Origin of the sequence: Martelella sp. NC20, from assembly GCF_013459645.1 — a bacterium.
GTDB lineage: Bacteria > Pseudomonadota > Alphaproteobacteria > Rhizobiales > Rhizobiaceae > Martelella.
The window spans coordinates 919,863-941,557 of sequence record NZ_CP054861.1 but is presented as its reverse complement, the minus strand read 5'-3'; the positions used below and the strand labels follow the sequence as shown (position 1 = coordinate 941,557).

Annotated in this window: 19 protein-coding genes; 8 read left to right on the top strand and 11 right to left on the bottom strand. The window is 60.9% G+C overall.

Annotated features, from left to right (window positions below; translation table 11 throughout):
- Positions 1-4: 4 nt before the first annotated feature.
- The 3 genes from HQ843_RS04625 to HQ843_RS04615 all read right to left on the bottom strand — a co-directional run bounded on the left by HQ843_RS04625 (position 5) and on the right by HQ843_RS04615 (position 6,147).
- Entirely contained in the window at positions 5-3,682 is a 3,678-nt protein-coding gene (locus tag HQ843_RS04625; RefSeq protein WP_180899613.1) for a vitamin B12-dependent ribonucleotide reductase, read from the bottom strand.
- Between the two features lie 363 nt (positions 3,683-4,045).
- Positions 4,046-4,639 carry a UbiX family flavin prenyltransferase gene (locus HQ843_RS04620; protein ID WP_180899614.1) on the bottom strand — a complete coding sequence of 198 codons (594 nt, stop codon included), beginning with the start codon at positions 4,637-4,639 and terminating at the stop codon, positions 4,046-4,048.
- Entirely contained in the window at positions 4,636-6,147 is a 1,512-nt protein-coding gene (locus HQ843_RS04615) for a UbiD family decarboxylase (protein ID WP_180899615.1), read from the bottom strand. Before HQ843_RS04615 ends, HQ843_RS04620 begins: the two co-directional genes overlap by 4 nt.
- A gap of 108 nt (positions 6,148-6,255) precedes the next feature.
- On the opposite strand from HQ843_RS04615, the gene ubiT reads away from it, so the two are divergent.
- Genes ubiT through HQ843_RS04595 form a run of 4 tightly spaced genes read left to right on the top strand, consistent with a single transcriptional unit; the run spans position 6,256 to position 8,931 of the window.
- The gene (gene ubiT / locus HQ843_RS04610) at positions 6,256-6,750 is read left to right on the top strand and encodes a ubiquinone anaerobic biosynthesis accessory factor UbiT (protein ID WP_180899616.1); all 495 of its coding nucleotides are present in this window, start codon (positions 6,256-6,258) and stop codon (positions 6,748-6,750) included.
- Positions 6,751-6,754: 4 nt separating this feature from the next.
- Positions 6,755-7,732, top strand: coding sequence for a ubiquinone anaerobic biosynthesis protein UbiU (gene ubiU, locus HQ843_RS04605; protein WP_180899617.1), 978 nt, complete (start codon positions 6,755-6,757; stop codon positions 7,730-7,732).
- A gap of 3 nt (positions 7,733-7,735) precedes the next feature.
- On the top strand, positions 7,736-8,641 hold the full coding sequence (gene ubiV, locus HQ843_RS04600; RefSeq protein WP_180899618.1) for a ubiquinone anaerobic biosynthesis protein UbiV: 906 nt from the start codon (positions 7,736-7,738) through the stop codon (positions 8,639-8,641).
- Complete coding sequence (locus HQ843_RS04595) at positions 8,638-8,931, top strand: hypothetical protein (RefSeq protein WP_180899619.1); 294 nt, start codon at positions 8,638-8,640, stop codon at positions 8,929-8,931. The genes ubiV and HQ843_RS04595 overlap by 4 nt, the downstream gene beginning before the upstream one ends.
- Before the next feature lie 19 nt (positions 8,932-8,950).
- Here HQ843_RS04595 and HQ843_RS04590 read toward each other — a convergent pair whose 3' ends face one another.
- Positions 8,951-9,376, bottom strand: a complete 426-nt coding sequence (locus HQ843_RS04590) for an RrF2 family transcriptional regulator (RefSeq protein WP_180899620.1) — start codon at positions 9,374-9,376, stop codon at positions 8,951-8,953.
- Positions 9,377-9,511: 135 nt separating this feature from the next.
- Between HQ843_RS04590 and HQ843_RS04585 the strand changes: the two genes are divergently transcribed.
- Complete coding sequence (locus HQ843_RS04585; protein WP_180899621.1) at positions 9,512-10,201, top strand: NnrU family protein; 690 nt, start codon at positions 9,512-9,514, stop codon at positions 10,199-10,201.
- A 5-nt stretch (positions 10,202-10,206) separates the two neighbouring features.
- On the opposite strand, the gene HQ843_RS04580 is transcribed toward HQ843_RS04585, so the two are convergent.
- The 7 genes from HQ843_RS04580 to HQ843_RS04550 all read right to left on the bottom strand — a co-directional run bounded on the left by HQ843_RS04580 (position 10,207) and on the right by HQ843_RS04550 (position 17,060).
- The gene (locus HQ843_RS04580; RefSeq protein ID WP_180899622.1) at positions 10,207-11,400 is read right to left on the bottom strand and encodes an NnrS family protein; all 1,194 of its coding nucleotides are present in this window, start codon (positions 11,398-11,400) and stop codon (positions 10,207-10,209) included.
- Positions 11,401-11,408: 8 nt separating this feature from the next.
- Positions 11,409-12,629 carry an NnrS family protein gene (locus HQ843_RS04575; RefSeq protein WP_180899623.1) on the bottom strand — a complete coding sequence of 407 codons (1,221 nt, stop codon included), beginning with the start codon at positions 12,627-12,629 and terminating at the stop codon, positions 11,409-11,411.
- Positions 12,626-13,378 (bottom strand): ABC transporter ATP-binding protein, encoded by a 753-nt coding sequence (locus HQ843_RS04570; RefSeq protein WP_180899624.1) that lies wholly within the window; start codon positions 13,376-13,378, stop codon positions 12,626-12,628. The genes HQ843_RS04575 and HQ843_RS04570 overlap by 4 nt, the downstream gene beginning before the upstream one ends.
- Positions 13,375-14,217 carry an ABC transporter permease gene (locus HQ843_RS04565; RefSeq protein WP_180899625.1) on the bottom strand — a complete coding sequence of 281 codons (843 nt, stop codon included), beginning with the start codon at positions 14,215-14,217 and terminating at the stop codon, positions 13,375-13,377. The genes HQ843_RS04570 and HQ843_RS04565 overlap by 4 nt, the downstream gene beginning before the upstream one ends.
- Positions 14,195-15,211, bottom strand: coding sequence for an ABC transporter substrate-binding protein (locus tag HQ843_RS04560; protein WP_180899626.1), 1,017 nt, complete (start codon positions 15,209-15,211; stop codon positions 14,195-14,197). Before HQ843_RS04560 ends, HQ843_RS04565 begins: the two co-directional genes overlap by 23 nt.
- Before the next feature lie 85 nt (positions 15,212-15,296).
- Positions 15,297-15,725, bottom strand: coding sequence for a pseudoazurin (locus HQ843_RS04555; protein ID WP_180899627.1), 429 nt, complete (start codon positions 15,723-15,725; stop codon positions 15,297-15,299).
- A 369-nt stretch (positions 15,726-16,094) separates the two neighbouring features.
- Positions 16,095-17,060, bottom strand: a complete 966-nt coding sequence (locus HQ843_RS04550) for a helix-turn-helix transcriptional regulator (protein ID WP_180902321.1) — start codon at positions 17,058-17,060, stop codon at positions 16,095-16,097.
- Between the two features lie 108 nt (positions 17,061-17,168).
- Between HQ843_RS04550 and HQ843_RS04545 the strand changes: the two genes are divergently transcribed.
- From HQ843_RS04545 to HQ843_RS04535, 3 genes are read left to right on the top strand one after another with little or no spacing between them, the layout of a single operon-like run.
- On the top strand, positions 17,169-19,220 hold the full coding sequence (locus HQ843_RS04545) for a TonB-dependent receptor (RefSeq protein WP_246710278.1): 2,052 nt from the start codon (positions 17,169-17,171) through the stop codon (positions 19,218-19,220).
- A gap of 1 nt (position 19,221) precedes the next feature.
- The gene (locus HQ843_RS04540; protein ID WP_180899628.1) at positions 19,222-20,445 is read left to right on the top strand and encodes an MFS transporter; all 1,224 of its coding nucleotides are present in this window, start codon (positions 19,222-19,224) and stop codon (positions 20,443-20,445) included.
- The gene (locus tag HQ843_RS04535) at positions 20,442-21,614 is read left to right on the top strand and encodes an FAD-dependent monooxygenase (protein ID WP_180899629.1); all 1,173 of its coding nucleotides are present in this window, start codon (positions 20,442-20,444) and stop codon (positions 21,612-21,614) included. The genes HQ843_RS04540 and HQ843_RS04535 overlap by 4 nt, the downstream gene beginning before the upstream one ends.
- The last annotated feature ends 81 nt before the right edge of the window (positions 21,615-21,695 follow it).

Below are 21,695 nucleotides of genomic sequence, written 5' to 3'. Positions count from 1 at the left end.
ACTCCTAGCTACACCCGGTTGTCGTCCCACAGGTGTCGCACTTCAGGCAGGTTCCGTTCCGCACCATGGTGAAATTGTTGCACTCTGTGCATTGATCGCCGGTATAACCCTTGATTTGAGCCTCTGTCCGGAGGAGATCGACCTTTTTTGCTGGCGGCGGGGTTATATCTGCTGGCTTAAGAGCCGTTGACCTCGGGGCGATGTTGAGAGCTGCGGCGGATTTGAGGGTCGTCAGAGTTGAGATCTGCTGGCTCAATGACTCCGCCTGAGACTTTGACACCAGCATAAGCGAAGCGTTCTGCATCTTGCCGCGGGTCATGCCGCGGGAGACAAAGCGCTCTGCAGTCACAGTCACCGGGGCGGGGGCAGGCGCGGTACGCGCACCCTGCTCCTCGGCAACGCCCTTGCCGAGCGAAGTGGGGCTGTCCGGATTGACGTGGGCGAGATCGTTCCGGTCGAGATAAGAAACGGCCAACTCACGGAACAGATAATCCAGAATCGAGGTGGCGTTCTTGATCCGGTCATTGCCCATGACCATGCCGGCCGGCTCGAAGCGGGTGAAGGTGAAGGCTTCTACATATTCGTCCAGCGGCACGCCATATTGCAGGCCAAGGCTGATGGCGATGGCGAAATTGTTCATCATAGCGCGGAAGGCGGCACCTTCCTTGTGCATGTCGATGAAGATTTCCCCGAGGCGCCCGTCATCATATTCGCCGGTGCGGACATAGACCTTGTGGCCACCAACGACGGCCTTCTGCGTGTAACCCTTGCGGCGATCTGGCATCTTTTCGCGTTCGCGGAAGGCCTTTTCAACGATCTTTTCGACAATCACTTCGGTGCGTACGGCGGCAGGCAGAGCGGCAATGGCTTCCACAGCGTCGTCCTCGTCGTCATCGGCGGCGAGCACGGAAGAATTGAGCGGCTGGGAGAGCTTGGAGCCGTCGCGATAGAGTGCATTGGCCTTGAGCGCCAGGCGCCAGGAGAGCATGTAGGCGTTCTTGGCGTCCTCGACAGTGGCGTCGTTGGGCATGTTGATGGTCTTGGAGATCGCGCCAGAGATGAAGGGTTGAGCCGCCGCCATCATAAGAATGTGCGATTCGACCGAGAGGTAGCGCTTGCCGATCTTGCCGCAGGGGGTGGCGCAATCGAAGACGGGCAGATGCTCGTCCTTGAGGAAGGGCGCACCTTCCAGCGTCATGGCCCCGCAGACATGGATGTTGGCGGCTTCGATGTCCTTTTTCGAGAAGCCGAGATGGCTAAGGAGGTCGAAGGAGAAATCGCCCAGTTGCTCATCGGTGACGCCGAGGGTTTTCAGGAAGTCAGCGCCCAGCGTCCACTGGTTGAAGATGAACTTGATGTCGAAGGCCGAAGCGGCCGCGGCGTTAAGCGCGGCGATCTTGTCGTCGGTGAAGCCCTTGGTGCGCAAGGTCGCCGGATTGATGGCGGGAGCCTGATTGAGATTGCCATAACCCACCGCATAGGCCTCCATCTCAGCAATCTGACCCTCGGAATAGCCGAGGGTCCGCAGGGCCGGGGGCACGGCACGATTTATGATCTTGAAATAGCCGCCGCCAGCCAGCTTCTTGAATTTGACCAGGGCAAAGTCCGGTTCGATGCCGGTTGTGTCGCAGTCCATGACAAGCCCGATCGTGCCGGTGGGAGCGAGAACGGAAACCTGCGCATTGCGGTAGCCATGTTGTTCGCCAAGTGCGAGGGCATTGTCCCAGGCCAGCCTGGCACGTTCACTGAGGGACGCGTCCTGGAGGTTGCCGTGGTCGAGCGGGACCGGGTTCATGCTCAGTTCTTCGTAGCCGGTCGCATTGCCATGAGCGGCATTGCGATGGTTGCGGATGACGCGCAGCATGTGCCTGGCGTTGCGCTTGTAGTTCTCGAAGGGCCCCAGTTCCTTGGCCATTTCGGCCGAGGTCGCATAGGAAACGCCGGTCATGATCGCGGTTATAGCGCCGGAAATGGCGCGGCCCTCGACCGAGTCATAGGGAATGCCAGAGGTCATGAGGAGACCACCGATATTGGCGTAGCCGATGCCCAGGGTGCGGTATTCGAACGAGCGTTCGGCAATGGCGCGGCTCGGGAACTGGGCCATCATCACCGAGATTTCGAGCACGATGGTCCAGAGGCGCACGGTGTGTTCGAAGGCGGCGGTATCGAAGGACGAGTCAGCATTGCGGTAGGGCAGCAGGTTGATCGAGCAGAGATTGCAAGCCGTGTCGTCGAGGAACATGTATTCCGAGCACGGATTGGACGCCACGATCAGACCGGCCTCGGGGCAGGTATGCCACTCATTGATGGTGGTGTGGTACTGGATGCCGGGATCGGCTGATGCCCAGGCGGCGTAACCGATCTGTTCCCAGAGGTCCCTCGCCTTGAGTGTCCTGGTGACATTGCCCTTGATGCGACCGATCAGGTTCCAGTCGCTGTCCGCCTCTATGGCGTTGAGGAAGTCGTCGGTGACACGGACCGAATTGTTTGAATTCTGGCCGGAAACGGTCAGGTAGGCCTCGCTGTCCCAATCGGTGTCGTAGATGGGGAAGTCGAGATCGGTATAGCCCTGGCGAGCGAACTGGATGACGCGGAAGATGTAGTTTTCCGGCACCAGGGCCTTCTTGGCGGCGCGGACTTCGCGCTTGAGAGCCGGGTTCCTGGCCAGATCGAAGCAGTCATTGCGTGAACCGCCATCGCAGTTCAGGGCGGCCATCATGATGGCCCTCAAATGCTTGGATACGGTCTTGGAGCCGGTGACGAGAGCGGCAACCTTCTGCTCTTCCTTCACCTTCCAGTTGATATACTGCTCGATATCAGGATGGTCGATGTCCAGCACGACCATTTTTGCGGCGCGACGAGTCGTGCCGCCCGATTTGATGGCACCGGCGGCGCGGTCGCCGATCTTGAGAAAGCTCATCAGGCCCGAGGACTTGCCGCCTCCCGAAAGCACTTCACCTTCACCGCGGAGTTTGGAAAAATTGCTGCCGGTACCGGAACCGTATTTGAACAGACGGGCCTCGCGGACCCACAGATCCATGATGCCGTTTTCGTTGACGAGGTCGTCGCCCACGGACTGGATGAAGCAGGCATGCGGTTGGGGATGCTCGTAGGCCGACTTGGACAGCACGAGCTTGTGGGTGAACGGGTCGACATAGAAATGGCCTTGGCCAGGGCCATCGATACCATAGGCCCAGTGGAGGCCCGTGTTGAACCATTGCGGGGAATTGGGAGCGACACGCTGGGTCGCGAGCATATAGGCCAACTCGTCGAAAAAGGTGCGCGCGTCGTCTTCGCTATCGAAATAGCCGCCCTTCCAGCCCCAATAGGTCCAAGTGCCGGCGAGGCGATCGAAGACCTGGCGGGAGTCCGTTTCCGAGCCGTAGCGTTCGGATTCGGGGAGCTTGGCCAGCGCCTTCTCGTCGGGTATAGAGCGCCAGAGCCAGGATGGTATGTCTTTTTCTTCGACCTTCCTGAGTAGTTTCGCGACGCCAGCCTTGCGGAAATATTTCTGGGCAATGATGTCGGTGGCAACCTGCGTCCAGGTCGCGGGCACGGCAATCTCGTCGAACTTGAAAACCACCGAGCCATCGGGGTTCTTGATTTCGCAGGTTGCCGAGCGGAACTCGATGGAACCGTAGCGATCCGCGTTGGCCGTCGTAAATTGGCGTTCGATACGCATAGTCGTTGTATTCCCCAGTGTCGGGCGTATGCCCAGCAGCCGAACATCCGGCTTCTCATTTAGATCTGTGTGACGCCTCGCCTAGCGAAGTCACCCGAAGGAGCGGCCCCCGCGAATTTGCCCTACCCTGTTCTGCAGCATCTGTGTTGCCGCTTCGGGTCCTGGTATTTTGTCCGCTCAGGTTCCGGCAATTCATGTATCGAGTCAAAAAATACACCACATATAGCGCTTCATCAAGAGCATGATACAATATGTTGAGCAGGCGCAACTGAAGGCGCCCAATGCGCGGATCATAAACAGCGGCATCCAGCCGCCCATGCGCTCGGAGTAAAAGGCGTTGTCATTCTCGACCGTCCACCAAAATCAGGGACCGCAGCAGGCTCTGCCATCCCAAGCGGCGGCCTCCGCCGCGCCGGGCAGGTCGAGCATGTCGATGGCTCGAGCCGCAAGATTGTCGATCACATCGGCGATGCTTTGCGGAAGATTATAGAAGGTGGGCACAGGGGGCATGATGATCGCCCCCATTTCGGTCACTGCAACCATGTTGCGCAGATGGCCCAGATGAAGCGGCGTCTCCCTCGTCAGGAGCACAAGGCGTCGCCGTTCCTTGAGATGCACGTCTGCGGCCCGCATGATCAGGTTGTCGGACAGCCCGGAGGCAATGGCGGCCAAGGTCCGCATCGAACACGGCGCCACGATCATGCCAGCGGTACGAAACGAGCCACTTGCAATTGTGGCACCTATATTGCCGGCCAGATGCACCGCTTCTACGTGGCCGACCAATTGGTCCCAGGCATCAGGACCAACCTCATGCGCGAGCGTGAGCCGGGCCGCGTCGGACACGACGAGTTGAGTGGTCACGTCTTGCCGCGTGGCCAGCCGTCCGGCGATGCGCATGCCAATCGCAGCGCCGGATGCACCAGTTAACGCCAGGACAACGCGAATATTTGTGGTCATTGCGCGATCCCCAATTCAGACCATAGTGCATCGATACGAGCGGCGACGTCATCCGACATGGATAATTTTCTTCCCCATTCACGGTCGGTTTCCGGGCCGATCTTGTTGGTGGCATCGATGCCCAGTTTGCCGCCGAGCCCCGGCCGGGGAGAGGCGAAGTCGAGATAATCGATGGGCGTATCGGGTATGGTGATCAGATCTCGCATCGCGTCGAAGCGTGTTGCAACCGCCCACATGACATCGGACCAGTCGCGCACATTGATGTCGGGATCGACCGCAATGATCAGCTTGGTCATCGAAAACTGTGGCAGCATCGACCAGAGTCCCATCATCACGCGCCGGGCCTGACCCGGATAGCGCTTGTCAATGGACACGACCATGGCTCTGTAGGTACACGCTTCGGGCGGCAACCACAGATTGGCGATCTCCGGGAATTGTTGCCGCGCCAGAGGCACGAAAAGCGGCGTCATAGCCTCGCCCAGGCGCGACGGCTCGTCGGGCGGCCGCCCGGTGTAAGTGGACAGGTAGATCGGTTGGAGGCGCATGGTAATGGCGCTGAGCGTCACCACAGGAAATGGTTCGACTGAATTGTAGTAGCCAGTGTGGTCGCCATAGGGCCCCTCGGGGGCCATCTCGGTGACGCTCGCGGCACCCTCAAGCACGATCTCCGCCTCAGCCGGCACGGGCAGTGCGACGCTCATGGCGCGTACGACCCGGCTCTGACGGCGGCGCAACACCCCCGCAAATGCCATTTCATTGATCCCATCGGGCAACGGCATGACGGCGGCCAGCAGCGTGGCCGGATCGGCGCCTATGGCAACGGCAATGGGCATGTCCTCACCCCTGTCGCGCCACAAACGATGATGCCGCGCCCCGCCCCGGCTGGGAAGCCAGCGCACAATGGCGCGATTCGGGCCTAACACCTGCATGCGATAGACACCGATATTGATGTCGCTTGGATCTTCTGGCGCGCGCGTGATCACCAATGGCCAGGTGATCAGCGGCGCTGGCTCTCCCGGCCAGCAGGTCTGAACGGGCAGACGACCAAGATCGATCTGGTCACCACGCCAAACGACAGCCTGGCATCCCGCCTTGCTGACCGGCTTCATACGCAAGCTCAGGGCAGCGCGGAGCATATCCCTCTGCGCCCATGCTGAACGGAGGTCCCGCGGTGGCCTTGGCGAGCGCAGTTGGGCCAACCCTTCGCCCAATGGATCAAGATCCTGAACTTCCAGCCCCATTCCCAGAGCGACCCGCTCGATCGTGCCGAACAGGTTGACCAGGACCGGCACACTCGAGGGCATGCCGCCACCTGCAACCGGATTTTCTATCAGCAAAGCCGGTCCATTGGCTTCGAGCACACGTCGATGAATCTCAGTAATGTCGTGCCTCATTGAGATCGGCGTATCGATGCGACGCAACAGTCCACGTCCCTCGATCTGCTGCACGAATGACGCAAGTGACTGGGCAACGGGATAGCGGAGTGGAGGCAACAGGGGCTGGGTCATGCCTCAACCTTGCCATAGCCATCTGTTCCCTTCCTTGCGCTGCAACAAGGTACTTTGTGGCAGCCCCCTCTAGTGTACGTGGCGCGTCCACTCAACAGGAACAGCCAGATGCTGCTGCCGCGCCCTCTTGCACTCGCCATCAATCGCCTGCCTCTTGCCTTGGTGCAGGTGATCGTTGGCAAGGTATTCGACAAGACGTTGCAGCAGCACCCTGACCTGTTCGACCGATTGGGGGCAGAAGCCGGTAAACGGTTCTGCTTTGCGCCGACTGATCTTGACCTGGTCTTTTTGATACATCCGGCAAGCAAGTCTATCCGCGCATTCCGCAAGATCAGAGCTCCCTGCGGTGATGGCGCTGTGGCAGCCCCCATGCTCACACTTCTGGCACTGCTCGAAGGCCGGATTGATGGTGACGCCGTTTTCTTTTCACGCAGCCTCTCGGTGACCGGCGATATGGAAGCAATGCTCGCCCTGCGCAATGCCCTGGATGATTGCAGCTTCGACCTGCCATCCGATCTTGCCGGTCTGGCGGGCCCGTTTGCCGGACCATTCCGTCAGCTGGCCGAACTGGTGCGCCGCCGCGCCCTCAACGGACTGGTCTAGCAACATGGAACTCATCTGCCCTGCCGGAACACCCGCAGCCTATCGAGAAGCCGTCGAAGCCGGTGCCGACGCGGTCTATTGCGGCTTTCGTGATGAAACCAATGCCCGTAATTTCCCGGGCCTCAATTTCAGCCGCGAGGAACTGCGCGATGCCATTGCGCTGGGCCGATCAAGGGGCGTGCAGACCTATGTGGCTCTCAACACCTTCATGCGGGCCGGCAACGAGGGACTTTGGTATAGAGCCGCCGATGACGCGGCGGCGGCCGGAGCTGATGCGGTCATCCTTGCCGACATGGCGTTGATGGATTACGTGGCGAACACCCATCCCGAGCAACGCCTGCATGTCTCAGTCCAGGCCTCGGCGTCCAACGCGGATGCGGTCAACCTGCTGGTCGAGAGCTTTGGCGCCAAGCGTCTCGTACTCCCGCGCGTCCTCACCGTCCCCGAAATTGCCAATCTGGCCAGGCAGGTCGATTGCGAGCTCGAAGTCTTCGCCTTTGGCGGGCTCTGCGTCATGGCTGAGGGGCGCTGCTCACTCTCTTCCTATGTGACCGGCCAGTCTCCCAATATGCAGGGGGTCTGCTCCCCGGCCAGCCATGTGCGCTATCGCGAGGACGGTTCCGACATGGTCTCGGAGCTGGGTGGCTTCACCATCAACCGTTTCGGCACGGGCGAGCCGGCGGGATATCCGACGCTGTGCAAGGGACGGTTCCACGTCGCCGATGATGATGGTTATGCCTTTGAGGACCCGGTGAGTCTGGACGTGATGGACCATCTCGATGCCTTGCGCGATGCCGGGGTCACGGCCCTCAAAATCGAGGGGCGTCAGCGCGGCAAGGCCTATGTCGCTCAGGTCGTTTCCAGCCTCCGGGCTGCCCTTCGGGCCCCCAAAGATGAACGACCGCAAAAGCTGGCGCAGCTACACCGCCTGAGCGAAGGGCAGCGCACCACTTCAGGCGCCTACGAAAAGAAGTGGCGGTGATACATGGCTGAGACATCCGCCCTCAAGATCACCATTGGTCCCGTGCCCTATCTGTGGTCCGGCGAAAAATGGCGCGATTTCTATCACCGCATCGCTGAATCGGGACATGTCGACGCGGTGACGCTGGGTGAAGCGGTCTGTTCCAAGCGAGACCATTTCACCCGGCCCTACCTGCCTCAGGTCGTCGAAAGGCTGACCGCTGCCGGCAAATCGGTCGCGCTGGCGTCGCTCGCCCTGGTCACCCAGGAGCGCGAAGTCGCCCAGACCCGAAAACTGGCCGCCGAAGCCCCCCTCGCCGAAGCCAACGATCTTTCGGCCCTGCGTCTGTTCGCCGGCAAGCCGCATCTCGTCGGGCCCTTCGTCAACGTCTACAATGGCGCCACCGCCAAGCTACTGGCAAAACGCGGCGCCACCCGCATCTGTCTGGGGCCCGAACTACCAGCCGACTCGATCGCCGCGATCATTGCGGGCGCACCAGGGATCGAATACGAGGTCATGGCTTTCGGCCGCCTCCCACTGGCCATTTCCGCCCGCTGCGCCCATGCGCGCGCCAAGGGACATACCAAGGATAACTGCAAGTTCGTTTGTGGAGAGGAACCAGATGGCCTGGATATCGACACGCTCGACGGTCAGCCCTTCCTCAGCCTCAATGGCGTCCAGACCATGTCGCGCCATTGTCAGGTCCTGCTCGCAGAGTTGCCGGAACTGGCCCGCATGGGCATCACCCATTTACGACTCTCTCCCCAGGATTGCGACATGACCGCAGTAGCCGCAATTTATGCCGGCGTACGCGACGGCCGCATGGACGCAGAAGAGGGCATAGTGAAGCTGAAGGAAGTCTATTCGGCCGCGCCATACGCCAATGGATTTCTGCATGGCGCCGCGGGCATGGCGTGGGTGGCCGCATGAACCACCATGTCCCCGACCGCGTAATATCTACCCCCGAGACGCTGGTAACGCGCATCCACCCCATCATAGGAACGGTCGCGCTCGACTGTGACTGTCGGCAGCGCGTCAACGATTCGCTCGGACGTTTTATCGAAATGGAACAGCAGCGCGAAACCCGCCGGCACCTGCTGTCTTCGCGCCATCAGCTGGCCGCCATTGCCACCCTGGTCGACCTTTTGGCCGAATTGGAAGAGATCAGTTGGCAGGCGGTCGATCGCAGCGTCTTTTGCAGAATTTGCGCTGCTGTTTGAGGACATTGCTCAACACGCCCTACGTGGTGCCGAGGACCTTCGGCTGAGGCGACAGAACGATGTCAGCGAGTGTGTAGTGATCGAATACGTTCAGGAAGGATGTGAGTGCCTCGTTCAGTATCGCCGGCAGCTTGCAGGTTTTCGTGACCACACATTGATTTCCGGTCGCAAAGCATTCGACAAGCGCGAAATCGGACTCCGTTGTGCGGATAACTGCGCCGAGGTTGATTTTCTCGGGCGGCAGCGCCAGCCGGAAACCGCCAGAGCGACCGCGAACACTGATCAGGTATCCGTTTCTGGTCAGCGCATTCACGACCTTCATCAGATGTGTCTTCGAGATCGAATAGGCAGCCGACGTCTCCTCGATCGTGATCAGCCGGTCGCCGGCAGATGCCGCATACATCAGCACGCGCAGCGCATAATCGGAAAAGGTTGTCAGACGCATCGGCAAACTCCGTGGATGCTGTGTCGGCCGAATGGATCCGTCAGATGACGTTCCGCATCCGGGTATTTCTTCTGTACTGGCAATATCATATATCGTAAATGATTCTTATTTTCCGCACGGCGACGGGACCAAAACATGACGAATTTCCTGCTCGCGATCCTTGCTTTCCTGCTGGCCCACGTGGTCCCACCGGCACCACCCGTGCGTGTCCGATTGATCGCACTGCTCGGGCGTCGTGTCTATCTCACCGCCTACTCCGCTGTGTCGACCCTACTTCTGGTCTGGATCGTCGTCGCGGCACGATCTGCGCCGTCGATCTACCTGTGGTATCCCGCGCTGTGGCAGGCTCTTGTTCCGTTGATCGCGATGCCGTTTGCCTTCTGGTTCATCGCCGCAGGGCTTGCGGCGCAAAACCGGATTTCGATCACCTTCCGGCGCAGCGGCGAGGCGGCCTTGCAAGGCCCGATCACCGCCATAACCCGTCACCCCGTGCTGGTCGGTTTTCTGATCTGGTCGCTGGCGCACATCCCGCCGAATGGGGATGTTGTATCGCTGATCCTGTTTGGCGGCATGGGGCTGCTCGCCCTCGCGGGAATGCCGGTGCTCGACCGCCGGGCGCGGCGTCGTCTTGGTGATGCCGAGTGGGTGGCCGTCCGCGCGCAAACCTCCATCGTGCCGTTTCTGGCAATCGTTGAAGGGCGCGCGCATTTTAATACGGATCGAAGCTTCTGGCTTTGGACCGGCCTTGGGCTGGCTCTTTACGCCTGGTTCCTGTTGCAGGGCCACCGCATGCTGATCGGCGTCGACCCGCTGGCCTGGTTCTGATTGTTTCAGCCGCGGGGCCTGAACAGCATTGGCCCGTAAGCCACGCAGAAGCCTGCAAAGGCGAGGACCCATGCCAACCCGGCCAAGGGCATCAGTGAGAATGTCCAGTCCGGGTTGAATGCCGCCGCAAGACGCAGGACCAGAGCGATCATGATGGCCAGATAGATTGACACCGTTGCCGGCGGTGCCGTCAGCGGATGGCCGGTGTGGCCGCGGCTCGCGCGGGTCATGATGGCAAGCGTCATGCCGCCGATGGCGCCGACGGTCCAGCAGTGTATCGCAGCGCTTTCGGCGCCCGCACTGCCCGAAAGCGCTGCATAGCCGGCGAACACAAAGCCCAGACTGACCGGCAGGAATGCAAGATGCAGAATGAAGACCAGCGGCTCGGCAAGGGTTTTCAGCGGTCGCCAGCGCCATTGCCGCACGATGTTGAGGATGCCGATGGCCATCAGCAGGACACCCAGGACCGGCTCTTCGATGGCAAATGCCGGAAGCACGATCCATGCGCAAAGACCGGCAGCGCTCATCACCATCACAAACCGGTCGAACTGGCCGAAAGAGGGCGGAAGAACCGGATAGTCGTGCTTCTTGAGCCAGTTCCGGGTGAAGCTCGGGATAACCCGGCCGCCGATAATCTGGATCAGCATGATGACGAGGACAATAGCGGCGCGTTCGGCATAGACCGACGTGCCGTAGCGGATGTTTTCATAATAAAACAGGAGCTGTGTCGCTGTGAACAGCGACAGGACCACGATCATCTTCAGGTTCCGCCAGTTGCGCCCGGCCAGAATTTCCCGTGTCAGAAATCCGATCAGCGCCAGTGGAAAAGCCAAAGCTGCAAGATAGACGAATGCGGAGGGCAGCATGGCCGAAAAGGCGATGATCACGCGCGCACCAAGCCAGAGGCCGAACAGGCCCGCAAGCGGCCAGCCGACCACCGGCAGGCGTCCCGTCCAGTTGGGAACGGCTGTCAGAAGAAAGCCTGCGATGATCGCCGGCACATAGCCGAACAGCAATTCGTGGACATGCCAAGAGACGGGTGCGAACATGCTCGGAACCTGGATGAACCCCAGATACCAGGGCACCCAGAGCGCAATCAGCAGGGCGGCGTCAAGCGCGCCGAAAAAGAAGAAGGGCCTGAAGCCATGACTGAAAATCGCCGGTCCCTGCCATGCGCGCTGTCTTGCCATTGTCGTCATTGTTTGTCTCAGCAATCATGTTGGTTGAGTGTTGCGGGATCGGCGAACGCTGGCCAGTAGACCCTGAGCCAGAGCAGAAAGCCGCCGGCCCAGAAAATTGCCGCCACTGCGTGGTGGTGACCGACGAGCTCGGATACGATCCCGAGCTCGGGAAGTGCCCGGATAGCTATCGCGATGACGATCATTGCGATAGCTATCCGGGTCTCTGCGGAGAATATTAACGGCTGTCCGGTATGCCTTAATCCGGCGATGCAGAACACAGCGATTATGCCGAGGCCCAGTCCGCCCATGAGCGCAACGTGCAGGCCTGTGGTTTCCATGACCGGTAACCCAAGCCGGGCGCAGCCGATGGCGATGAGGCCGGTGCCTGCCAGCGCGCTTGATCCGGCAAGAACGGCGATTTCGGCCCGGAAGAATGCGCGCCCGACAAAGGCCTCGGCCACCCTGTCAAGGAAGGCGGCGCCTGCAGCGATAAATACAAATCCTGTGACCTCGGCGGAAAATCCAAGCAGTTCAGCGGCGATGGCGACAGCCATGATACCGGGAGCGAGATTGAGACGTCCGGGATGCGGCCTGAACGGGGATGTTGCCCCCGAAGGGTCGAGAATGTCATTGGTAACGGGCACGGTGATGCGTGCCAGCGCCAGCCCGAGCAGTCCGAGGAAGATGAAACCCGAAAGGTGGCTGAAAAGCTGCGCATGCTCGCCGTTTCCGATCGCGAAGGCATAACGGGTCGCCGTTTCACAAAGCCACAGAGCTGCAAGCCATAAGATGAATCCGGTCAGTCTGCTGTTCTTCTTGTAAATACTGACACGAAGCACATAGGCGGCAAGAAAGCCGGTCCAGACAATATCCGTGATGGCTCCTGTCCACAGCAAGCCATCAGTGCCGGCCAGCCCGCAAATGCGTGCAACAGTCCAGATCGCCGCGAGTGCGTAGAGCGCCTTGCCACGCAGGCGCGGTGTGTCCGTCCATTCCGGGATGGCGGTTGTTATGAAGCCGAGAAGTGCTGCTCCGAACGCCCCGATGATCATCTCGTGAACGTGCCAGATGCTCGGCGGTATTGCCCCTACCAAAGGGAGGTCATAACCATGAATGACGACCCACAGGAACGGCCAGACAGCCGCATAGACGGCGCTCAAGGGGAAGAACAGCCTAAAACCTTCATCACCGATGACGCTTAACGTCTTGAACCTGGTCCGCAGAACGGGTGTGTCGACAAGGCTCATCGGCTCATCCTTTCATCGACATCGTGGATATGGCGAAAGGCGGGGTCTTCCCGCGCCCAGCGCTGTGAGAGTGTGAAAACCGCGGCATCATCGCGCATGCCAGGCGTTCCGGGAACCAGACGTTCGCCGACAATCCCGGCGCCGCCGACATCCAGCACGGCCACACGATGGGCGACCCGCGCGGCTTCCATCAGGTCGTGGGTCACGAAGATACCACCGAAGCTGGACGATTGCGTCGCGGCAATTACGAGATCCTGCATCCGCCGCTTCAGCGCAACATCCAGGGCGGTGAAAGGCTCATCGAAATAGATGAAGTCCGGTGCGACAATCAGCGCGCGCGCGATTGCGCAGCGCTGGCGCATTCCGCCGGAAAGCTCGCCCGGATATTTTTCAAGATCCTCCGGTTGGAGTGCAACCTTGGCTGCAACAGTCTTCAACTTCGCCCTGGCCTCCCTGCGCGAGGTGCCCGAGATCCTCAAGGGGTAGGCGATGTTTTCGGCTGCCGTGGCCCAGGGCAGCAATCGCGGTTCCTGAAAAATCATCGCATGGCGTTTGTAATTGCGCTCAACCCGACCGCCGATCGGCGTCAGCAAATCAGCAGCAAGGTGAACCAGCGTGCTTTTTCCGCTGCCGGAGGGACCAACCAGGGCGACGATCTCGGACGCTGATACCTCAAGGTCGATATGGTCCAGCACCGTGCGGCCGAGATAGGCATGACGGAGCCCTTTCAGGGTGAGGCCGGTCTTCATCGTTTGATCCCCCACGGGATTTCGGCGCGTCGCCAGCTCTCGAACTCGGACCGGATTGGATGGATGACGCCATATTCGAAGATGAGCAGCGCGATCACCGCGATCATGACCCAGGCGAGCGCCTGCGTGATATCGAGATAGCTGCGGGCTGCCGACAGTTCGCCGCCGATCCCGCCGACATTGGTCAGCAGTTCGGCCATGACCGCGACCTTGAAAGACATGCCGAGGGCAAGCGTCAGGGCGGGAAACAGATGGGCGGTGAGTTGTCGCAAGCGCAGGCTTGTCATCCTGCGCCAGGCATTTGCGCCGAAGACGCGCGCCATGTCATCGAGCTTCCGGTCGCGGCTCAGAATACCCTCGGCCGTTCCCGCGAAGATGATGGGGACGGCCGTCACCACGACCGTCGCGATGACGGTTCCGTCACCTGCGCCGAACCAGATCAGAGCCAGAACAATCCAGGCAATCGGCGGCACACCGATCAGGAGCGTGATCAGCGGCCGCGCCAGCCGGATCGTTGCCGGGGAGTGGCCGGCGACCATGCCGAGCAACGCACCGGAAAACGCGGAGAGGAGGAAGCCTTGGAGCGCACGTCCGACAGTCTGCGCGATCAGCGACCATGCGGCCGGATCGGACAGGATCGACCATGTGGCGGTAAGCGTTGCAAGCGGGGAGGGCAGAATGAACGCCCCCCATTGCTCGTGCCCGTATTGCCAGACGGCGGCAAGCAGCGAGAATGCTGCCAGCCCCGCAAAGCCGGACCAGAGAAACTGCCCGGTCCGGCCGAGACGATCCAGCACGGGGCGCAAGACGCTTGCGCTAAAGTGCGTAAAATTCGTCATCAGGAAGCTTTCCGCCGATAATGCCGGGGTCGCTGTCGGCAAGGATCGACAACAGGGATTCGATCTCTGGCCTGGCCTTTGTCGCCTGTGTTGCCGCCAGGTTGGAATGGCCGATCGCTTCTTTCAGAACAGGCCAGGGCATGCCAAGCGCAGCGGCCGCATTGCTCGCGGCTTCCGCCGGCTCTGCGTTGACGGCGGCCGTTGCCTCAACCAAGGCCATATGAAGTTCCGGAATGAGGCTTCCATTGTCTTCGAAGAATGCCTCGGTCACCGCAAGGCCGGCCTGCGGCAGAAACGGCGGTACACGCATCGTATCGCCCCAGGCTTTCTGCACGTCGATCACGCGGATGACTGTGACGCCGGAGGCCTTGCCTTTGATAATGGCGGCCGAGGCAGCCGGCTCCGGCACAAGCGCGGCATCGATCCTGCCGCTCAGCAGGAGCTGCATGGCTTCGACGGGCGTGCCGGTGGTGTCGAGCGACAAATCCTGTTCTGGATCGATATCATGAGCCTTGAGAAGCCGCTTGAGGATCAGATCGGGCGTGTCGTTGCGGAAGGGAACCGCAAGCCTTTTGTCGCGCAAGGCACCGATCGTTTGCAGAGACGGGTCGGTGGCAATGATATAGAGCAGTCCGTTGGTCAGCGTGTTGACAAGCCGAACACCGAAGCCGCGATTATACATGTTGGCGGCGGCCTGGACTGGCATCACCACCAGCGACATCTGGCCGGAGGTGATCCCGGCACGGACTTCGTCGGGATTGCGCCAGACGTTGAATGCGGCCTTGTCGGCGATCTTCGAGAACGCGCCCGTGGCCGCGGCCTGGGCGAGCGTGATCGACGGTCCGGCAGGCGGCCCGGATAGCGATATTTGCGCAAGCGGCGCCGCGGCCGCTGCATGGCCCGCGCCAAAGCCGATTGCGGGCAGGCTTGCCATGCCGGCCATCCCGGTAAGGAAAGTGCGGCGGCGAAGTGGGAAGTTTGTCAGGCCGTTCATGACGGATTCCTTTCGACTGCTTCAGGACAGTCGATCTGCTTGTCGGGATGCGCCATCGAAGACTTCCTTTTGCCTGTCGTGTCGTTCAAAGCGCGTCGAGATAAGCCTCGAAGCGCTTGCGCGCGCGTGGCGGGACACGACGGCCGACGAAGTCCTCAGGCGCCCGAACCTCACCGACCGCGATGATCATGACCATGCCCATGGCGTAATGCGGTTTGCACTTGATGGCGTAAACGCCCTCTTTATCGGGCGAGAACACGACCTCCTCGTTCAGCCGACCCTCAAAGCCGGCTGCGCCCTCTGGAATCATGCCGTCAATGGTTTCGGCATTGTGACCCCGGTCAGCGGCAACAAAACGCACCGTGTCGCCGGGCTGGATGACGAGCACGCCGGGCTCGAACACCATGATTCCATCGTCACCCCGGTTGAGCATGTTCACGACATGATCCTCGGCCCACACCGGAGCCATTGTGGTGGTTAGCGCGAGAAACGAAAGGGCGAAGATGCGGAACATGGGTACACCGGTAAGAGTATCGGCCAGTCGCTAGCGACCGAGCCAGGCTAAACATGTATTTTATATTCATCTTTTATGGTGACGATCAACGCTTGCTGTGGGGGCGGGTCAAGTTGACGCAGTGCGACCGGCTATTCGCGCATCCTGCGATGCCGAGGACCCTTGAACGGTATGAAACCAATAGCCGGATGCTCGACAGTGACCGGGCGAGCTGCTTCAGAAACACTCAGCGCAAATGCTGGGAATCATGTGCCGGCAATGGTCTTGATGACCGGCGGGCAGGGCGCGCCTGACGGCGCGTTCCGACGACGAACCACGTATGGGGACAGGCTTCGTCTCATTGCGACGCTCCGCGTGTCGTTCTGTTGGTCAAACGGCGCCGTAGCGGCTGGGCAGAACGCCCTTCTCGGCGCGGAAAACCTTGCTGAAGTGGCTCAGATTTTCGAAGCCGACGGCGAGGGCGGCTTCTGTCACGTTTGCGCCGGCGGAAATCAGTTCGGCGGCGGCTTCGATCCGGGTCGTCCGCAGATAGGCGTGGATCGATTTTCCGATTGTCAGGCGGAAGCCTTCTTTCAGCCGTCTTTCGTTCAAACCGACTTCGCGGGAAAGCCGCGCGATCGTCCAGTCCGCCGAAAAGCGCTCCTCGATCAGCGCGATTGCGGCATGGACCTTCCTGCTTTCCGGTTCCGTGAGCGGTTTCAGACGCAGGCCGTTTGTCTGCTGACGCCCGACGGCGTCGATTGCGATGCCGAGCGCTTCCACGGCCTTGCTGTAGAGGAACAGGTCTTCCGCCATGCCAGGACTTGCCGGCCGATCCATCATCGACGCAGCTATGGAAAGCAGCTTCGCGGGCGCCCTGAAGCCGATAAGAAAGATATCCTGTTCCGGCAGGCTGTTTTCGCTCATCACCGCGCCGCCGAGCCGGGCGAGCGACACGCCGCCGAGTTTCCTGAGCAGTGGCGGCTCGAAACGGATGTCGACCACCCGCAGCCGGCTACCACCCTGAAGGCTGTTTTCGCCGCGCGTGTAACGGTTGCTGGCAAACAGGACGCCGGATCCGTGCGTAATCTCCAGCGGCGAAGCGCCATCGACCGAAAGCGTTCCGCGTCCCTCCAGAAACACCGACAGGGAAAAGGTCTCGGGCCCCTCCGGCCGGAACACGCGGTCCTCTTCCATGAAGGAGTCAATTGTGTAGACGGTCACATCCTCGCCCGACCGCATCATCCGGGTGCCGGCACGCCAACCCTGCTGATCGATGGCATTGTCGACCGAGGCCTGCCAGTGATCCGGGCGTTCGGTTTTCGTCCCTGGATCTCGTGTTCCGGTTTCCGGCATCGGCAATAGTCCCGTTTGCGTCAATCGCTGTTCCGAATGCGTTAGCGCGTTCCGTTGAAAAGTAGAATTTATTACTCATGTTTAGATTCGGATCGGAACGGTTGCAATATGCATGACGTGAGAAAGACAATGCTGGCGGGCACGGCCTGCTTCTGGGTGTTTGCCGGGCCGGGGGCTTTTGCACAGGAAGACACCGGGGTGACGGTGCTGGAGCCGGTGACGGTGACCTCGACGAAGCGCAGCGAGGAGATCGGCAAGGTCGATGCCGCCGTCACGGTCGTCAGCGGCGCGGAACTGGAAGAGCGCGGTATCCGCACCGTCGAAGGGTTGCAGAAGGTGTTTCCCGGCCTGACCATGGGCAATCGCGGGAACCGCATCTATGCCAATGTGACGGTGCGCGGCCTTTCCTCGCCCGATTATTTCAATCCGACGGTGCAAGTGCTGGTCGACGGCATCCCACAAGCGCCCTCGACCTTCTCCCAGCCGCTTGTCGATGTCGAACAGGTCGAGTTTCTGCGTGGTCCGCAGGGCACGCTTTACGGCGCGAATGCCTATGGCGGCGTGATCAACATCGTCACCAGAGAAAACTATCGCAACACCGCCTATATCGAGGCCAATGCCTCGCCTCAGGAGCCCTATGGCAAATTCGGCGGCACGGTCGAACTGGTGCCCGACACACTTTATTTCGATTACGCCGGACTTTATTCCTATTATGCGGGCGATATCGATGATGTGGCGACCGGCAAGGATAATATCAATTCCTCGCGTGACGGCGCGGCACGGTTCGCGCTGCGCTATGCGCCCCTCGAGGGCAATTTCGACGCGTCACTGATCTATTCGCGTGAAAAGCTCGAGACCCATGAGGAAATCTACGTTCTTCAGGAAGATGTCGACGACCGCGACTACAACAGCGCGTTCTACGGCGACTATCCGTTGCTGAAACGGGACATGACCAATGTGGCGGGGCAGTGGAGCTACACATTCGGCGATTTCACGCTGACGAGCATCACAACCTTCCAGGAAAGCGATGTGACGCGGGATTTCTCGTCCGGCGCCGGCACGCGCTACATCTGGCCGCAGGACGAGCGGCTGTTCACCCAGGACCTGCGGTTGACCTATGACGGGCTGAGGTTCAGCGGTGTCGGCGGGCTGTGGTACAGCCATGACGATTTCAGCGGATGGAAGAACGGCTATCCCGGCTATTATGGCGACTCAAAAAACAATGTCGTCACCGACAGTTACGCGGCCTATGGCGAAACCACGTGGCATGCGACCGACCGTCTCGATCTGACGGCCGGCCTGCGTGCGACCTATGAACGCTCGAAAATCGATGCCTGGCGCCAGGACAGCTATGCGACCGGCTACGGCTTCGACTTCGAAAACAGCGCCGATTTCAGCGGCTGGCAGCCCAAGGTCGCCGTCGGCTATGAGTTGACGCCGGATGTCCGGCTCTACGGCGTCATTTCGCGCGGCTACAAGCCCGGAGGCTTCAATCACAGTATTTCATCGATCATCGACGCCGAGCCCTATGAGGCCGAATCCAACTGGAATTTCGAGACCGGCCTGCGCTCGACGCTTTTCGACGACACGCTCGATCTCTCGGCGTCGCTTTATTACATCCGCTCGAAGGACATGCAGTTCTATGTCGGGCCGATCGGCCAGCAGTTCATCGAAAATGCCGGCGAGGCCTACAGCACCGGCCTGGAGGTCGATGCGACGTGGCGCCCAACCCACCGGTTCACGCTGTCCGGCGTTGGTGCGTTCGGACGCGCGGAATTTCTCGACTACACCAACTCTTATACGGGCATATCCTATGACGGCAATCGCGTGCCCTATGCGCCGGATGTGACCGCGCATGTCAACGCCGCGTTTCTGCTGACCGAGGACCTGTTCGACGGCGGTAGCCTGGTCGCCAATCTCGGCGTCAACTACACCTCCAAAACTTATTTCGACGATGCCAATTCGACCGGCCAGGATGCCTATGCAACGGTCGATGCCAGCCTCGATTTCGAAGGCACGAACGGGCTGTTCGCGCAGCTCTACGTTCAGAACCTCACCAACGAGAGCTACAAGACGTCGGGCTATGCCTCTGGTGGCTATGAGCTGGGAACGCTCGGCCAGGCCCGCACCTTCGGCCTGACGGTGCGCAAGGAATTCTGAAGTGACGGCAACCGTATCGCCGGCCCGGCTCACTGCGGTCCTGGCCGCCTCGGGCGGCATCTACACCGCGCAAAGCCTGATCGGCGGCCTGACATTCATGGGCGTGCCGACCGTGTTGCGCGCGGCCGATGTCGCTCTCGACCGGATCGGTCTTGTGTCGCTCACCATGCTGGTGTGGGCTCTCAAGTTCCTGTGGTCGCCGCCGGTGGAGCGGTGGCGCATCCGGCCGGACGGACGACGCCGGTCGCGGGCGATTATTCTGGCCGGGGAGGGGATGGCGGTCATTTTGCTTCTGGCACTCGCTTTTTTCGATATCGCCCGTTTTGAGCTTGTTCTTGCGGGCCTGCTGGCGCTGGCTGTGGTTGCCGCCACGGTCGATATCGCCTGCGACGCGTTTCTGATCGAGCAGGTGCAGCCGGACCGGCGCGGCTTTGCCAATATCGCCCAGGTCGGCGGCGGCTATCTGGGCATGATCTTCGGAAGCGGACTGTTCGTCGTCGTCTATTCGCATGCCGGCTGGCTTGTGGCGCTAGTCGCTCTCGCCGCGCTGCTGCTCGTGCTGAGCCTGCCGATGGCCTTCGTCCCGGAACCGGCTGGCATCCCGCGCGATGGCAATGCTATGCCCGCGCTCAAAACCGCATTCGCGCGGCCGGAAATCCGCATCGGCCTTGCCATCACGATCGTGTTCGAAATGGGCGGGCGCTTCGTCCAGATGCTGACCGGGCCTTTTCTCGTCGATGCCGGCGTGTCGCTTTCAGTGATCGGCGTCCTGAACGGGGTGGGCGGTATTATTGCCGGGATTATTGGCGCCGTTGCCGGCGGCTTCGTCGTGCAGGCGGTTGGTGCGGCGCGGGCGGTACTGATTGTCGCGGCGCTGCAGATATGCGTGCTGGCGTCGCTCTGCCTAGCCATCTCGACCGGCCTTGCGCCTCTTGAGGCGCTTATTGCCCTCTTCATTCTCGAAAGCGCCGTCATGACGGCCGGCTTCGTCGTCGTCTATTCGCGGCTGATGGCGCTTGTCGGCGCGTATCAGCCCGGAGTCGACTTCACGCTGTTTCAGTCGGCCAGCGCGATTGGCGCGGCCGCGTTCGGCGCCGGTGGCGGGCTGGTCGCCGCCCATGCGGGCTATGCGGCCGGTTTCGGGCTGGCGGTCGTCTTTGCCGCCATCGCCCTTCCGCTTCTCAGCCAAATGGACATCCGCCTGAACAAGGAAAACACAGCATGACAAAACCCCTTGCCGTCATCATTGGCGCCGGCGTGGCCGGGCTCGCGGCCGCCTGGTGGCTGGATCGGGCCGGCTGGCGCTCGCTGGTCGTGGAGCGCGCATCCTCGCTGCGTGAAAAAGGCTACATGCTCGGCCTTTCGGGGCTGGGTTTCGAAACTGCGGGACGGATGGGCCTGCACGAAGCGCTCGACGCGTGTTCCTACGCCATCGACGAGAATGTCTACAAGGACAGTAGCGGGCGCGAGCTTCTGCGCCTGCGCTACCGCGATTTCATCCGCGATCTGCCGTTCATGGCGGTCCGGCGCAGCGATCTGGTGCGGGTGCTTTTCGATGCGTTGCCCGAGACGGCTACGGTCCGGTTCGAGACTACGGTTTCCGGTTTTCAGGATAGCAACGACCATGTTTCGGTGACGCTTTCGAACGGTGAGACGATCGATGCGGACCTGCTGATCGGCGCGGACGGCTTTCGCTCGAGGACGCGGCAACAGCTGTTCGGCCCCGACGATGCCTGTCTGGCGCCGCTTGGCTATTCCTTCGCTGTCTATGATGTCGATGCGCCGCGCAGCTTTGAGAGCGATTTTCTGTCCTATGCCGAGCCGGGCCATCTGGCCGAATATTACGTTCTCCACGACGGTCAGCTTGCGGCCATGCACGTCTGGCGCAATGAAATGGCGGGGCAGGCGGACAACGGGTTCGGTCAGCTTGAAGACGTCTGCGGTAAAAGCCATCCCGAGGTTCGCGCCATTCTCGAACGGGCCGAGAAGACCGGGGCCGTTCCGATGATCGACACGCTGACGATGGTGGAATTGCCGGAATGGTCGAAAGGACGCGTCCTGCTTCTGGGTGATGCGGCCCATTGCCTGACACTGGTGTCCGGTCAGGGGGCGGGCATGGCGCTTGCCTCGGCGGAAATGCTCGGAAGTGCGTTGACGACCTCTCCCGATCTCGCATCCGCTATTGAAACGCACGAGGCGGCGCTGCGCCCCATCATCATCCGGCTTCAGGTCCGCAGCCGCAAGATGGCCTCCGTTTTCATCCCGCGCGGAAAATTCACCTTCCATCTGCGCAATGCGGTGATGCGGCATATGCCGCGCGCATGGCTCGGTCGCTATTTTACCAGCGCGATCAAGGCGGAGATCGCGCTGGTGCGGACAGACGGAAAGGCCTGAGGCCCATTCATGCTTGAGTTTTCGAGATGAGCGGGATCTGAGACCAACTCGGAATGTCACTCGAACTGGCTGATAATCTGC

Bases quoted from the DNA above. Each gene is read 5' to 3' on its own strand.
- HQ843_RS04565 (WP_180899625.1), bottom strand. From the start codon at position 14,217: ATGACGAATTTTACGCACTTTAGCGCAAGCGTCTTGCGCCCCGTGCTG.
- HQ843_RS04580 (WP_180899622.1), bottom strand. From the start codon at position 11,400: ATGACGACAATGGCAAGACAGCGCGCATGGCAGGGACCGGCGATTTTC.
- HQ843_RS04590 (WP_180899620.1), bottom strand. From the start codon at position 9,376: ATGCGTCTGACAACCTTTTCCGATTATGCGCTGCGCGTGCTGATGTAT.
- HQ843_RS04595 (WP_180899619.1), top strand. From the start codon at position 8,638: ATGAACCACCATGTCCCCGACCGCGTAATATCTACCCCCGAGACGCTG.
- HQ843_RS04555 (WP_180899627.1), bottom strand. From the start codon at position 15,725: ATGTTCCGCATCTTCGCCCTTTCGTTTCTCGCGCTAACCACCACAATG.
- ubiT (WP_180899616.1), top strand. From the start codon at position 6,256: ATGCTGCTGCCGCGCCCTCTTGCACTCGCCATCAATCGCCTGCCTCTT.
- HQ843_RS04585 (WP_180899621.1), top strand. From the start codon at position 9,512: ATGACGAATTTCCTGCTCGCGATCCTTGCTTTCCTGCTGGCCCACGTG.
- HQ843_RS04560 (WP_180899626.1), bottom strand. From the start codon at position 15,211: ATGAACGGCCTGACAAACTTCCCACTTCGCCGCCGCACTTTCCTTACC.
- HQ843_RS04535 (WP_180899629.1), top strand. From the start codon at position 20,442: ATGACAAAACCCCTTGCCGTCATCATTGGCGCCGGCGTGGCCGGGCTC.
- HQ843_RS04625 (WP_180899613.1), bottom strand. From the start codon at position 3,682: ATGCGTATCGAACGCCAATTTACGACGGCCAACGCGGATCGCTACGGT.
- HQ843_RS04545 (WP_246710278.1), top strand. From the start codon at position 17,169: ATGCATGACGTGAGAAAGACAATGCTGGCGGGCACGGCCTGCTTCTGG.
- ubiV (WP_180899618.1), top strand. From the start codon at position 7,736: ATGGCTGAGACATCCGCCCTCAAGATCACCATTGGTCCCGTGCCCTAT.
- HQ843_RS04620 (WP_180899614.1), bottom strand. From the start codon at position 4,639: ATGACCACAAATATTCGCGTTGTCCTGGCGTTAACTGGTGCATCCGGC.
- HQ843_RS04615 (WP_180899615.1), bottom strand. From the start codon at position 6,147: ATGACCCAGCCCCTGTTGCCTCCACTCCGCTATCCCGTTGCCCAGTCA.
- HQ843_RS04550 (WP_180902321.1), bottom strand. From the start codon at position 17,060: ATGCCGGAAACCGGAACACGAGATCCAGGGACGAAAACCGAACGCCCG.
- HQ843_RS04575 (WP_180899623.1), bottom strand. From the start codon at position 12,629: ATGAGCCTTGTCGACACACCCGTTCTGCGGACCAGGTTCAAGACGTTA.
- HQ843_RS04570 (WP_180899624.1), bottom strand. From the start codon at position 13,378: ATGAAGACCGGCCTCACCCTGAAAGGGCTCCGTCATGCCTATCTCGGC.
- ubiU (WP_180899617.1), top strand. From the start codon at position 6,755: ATGGAACTCATCTGCCCTGCCGGAACACCCGCAGCCTATCGAGAAGCC.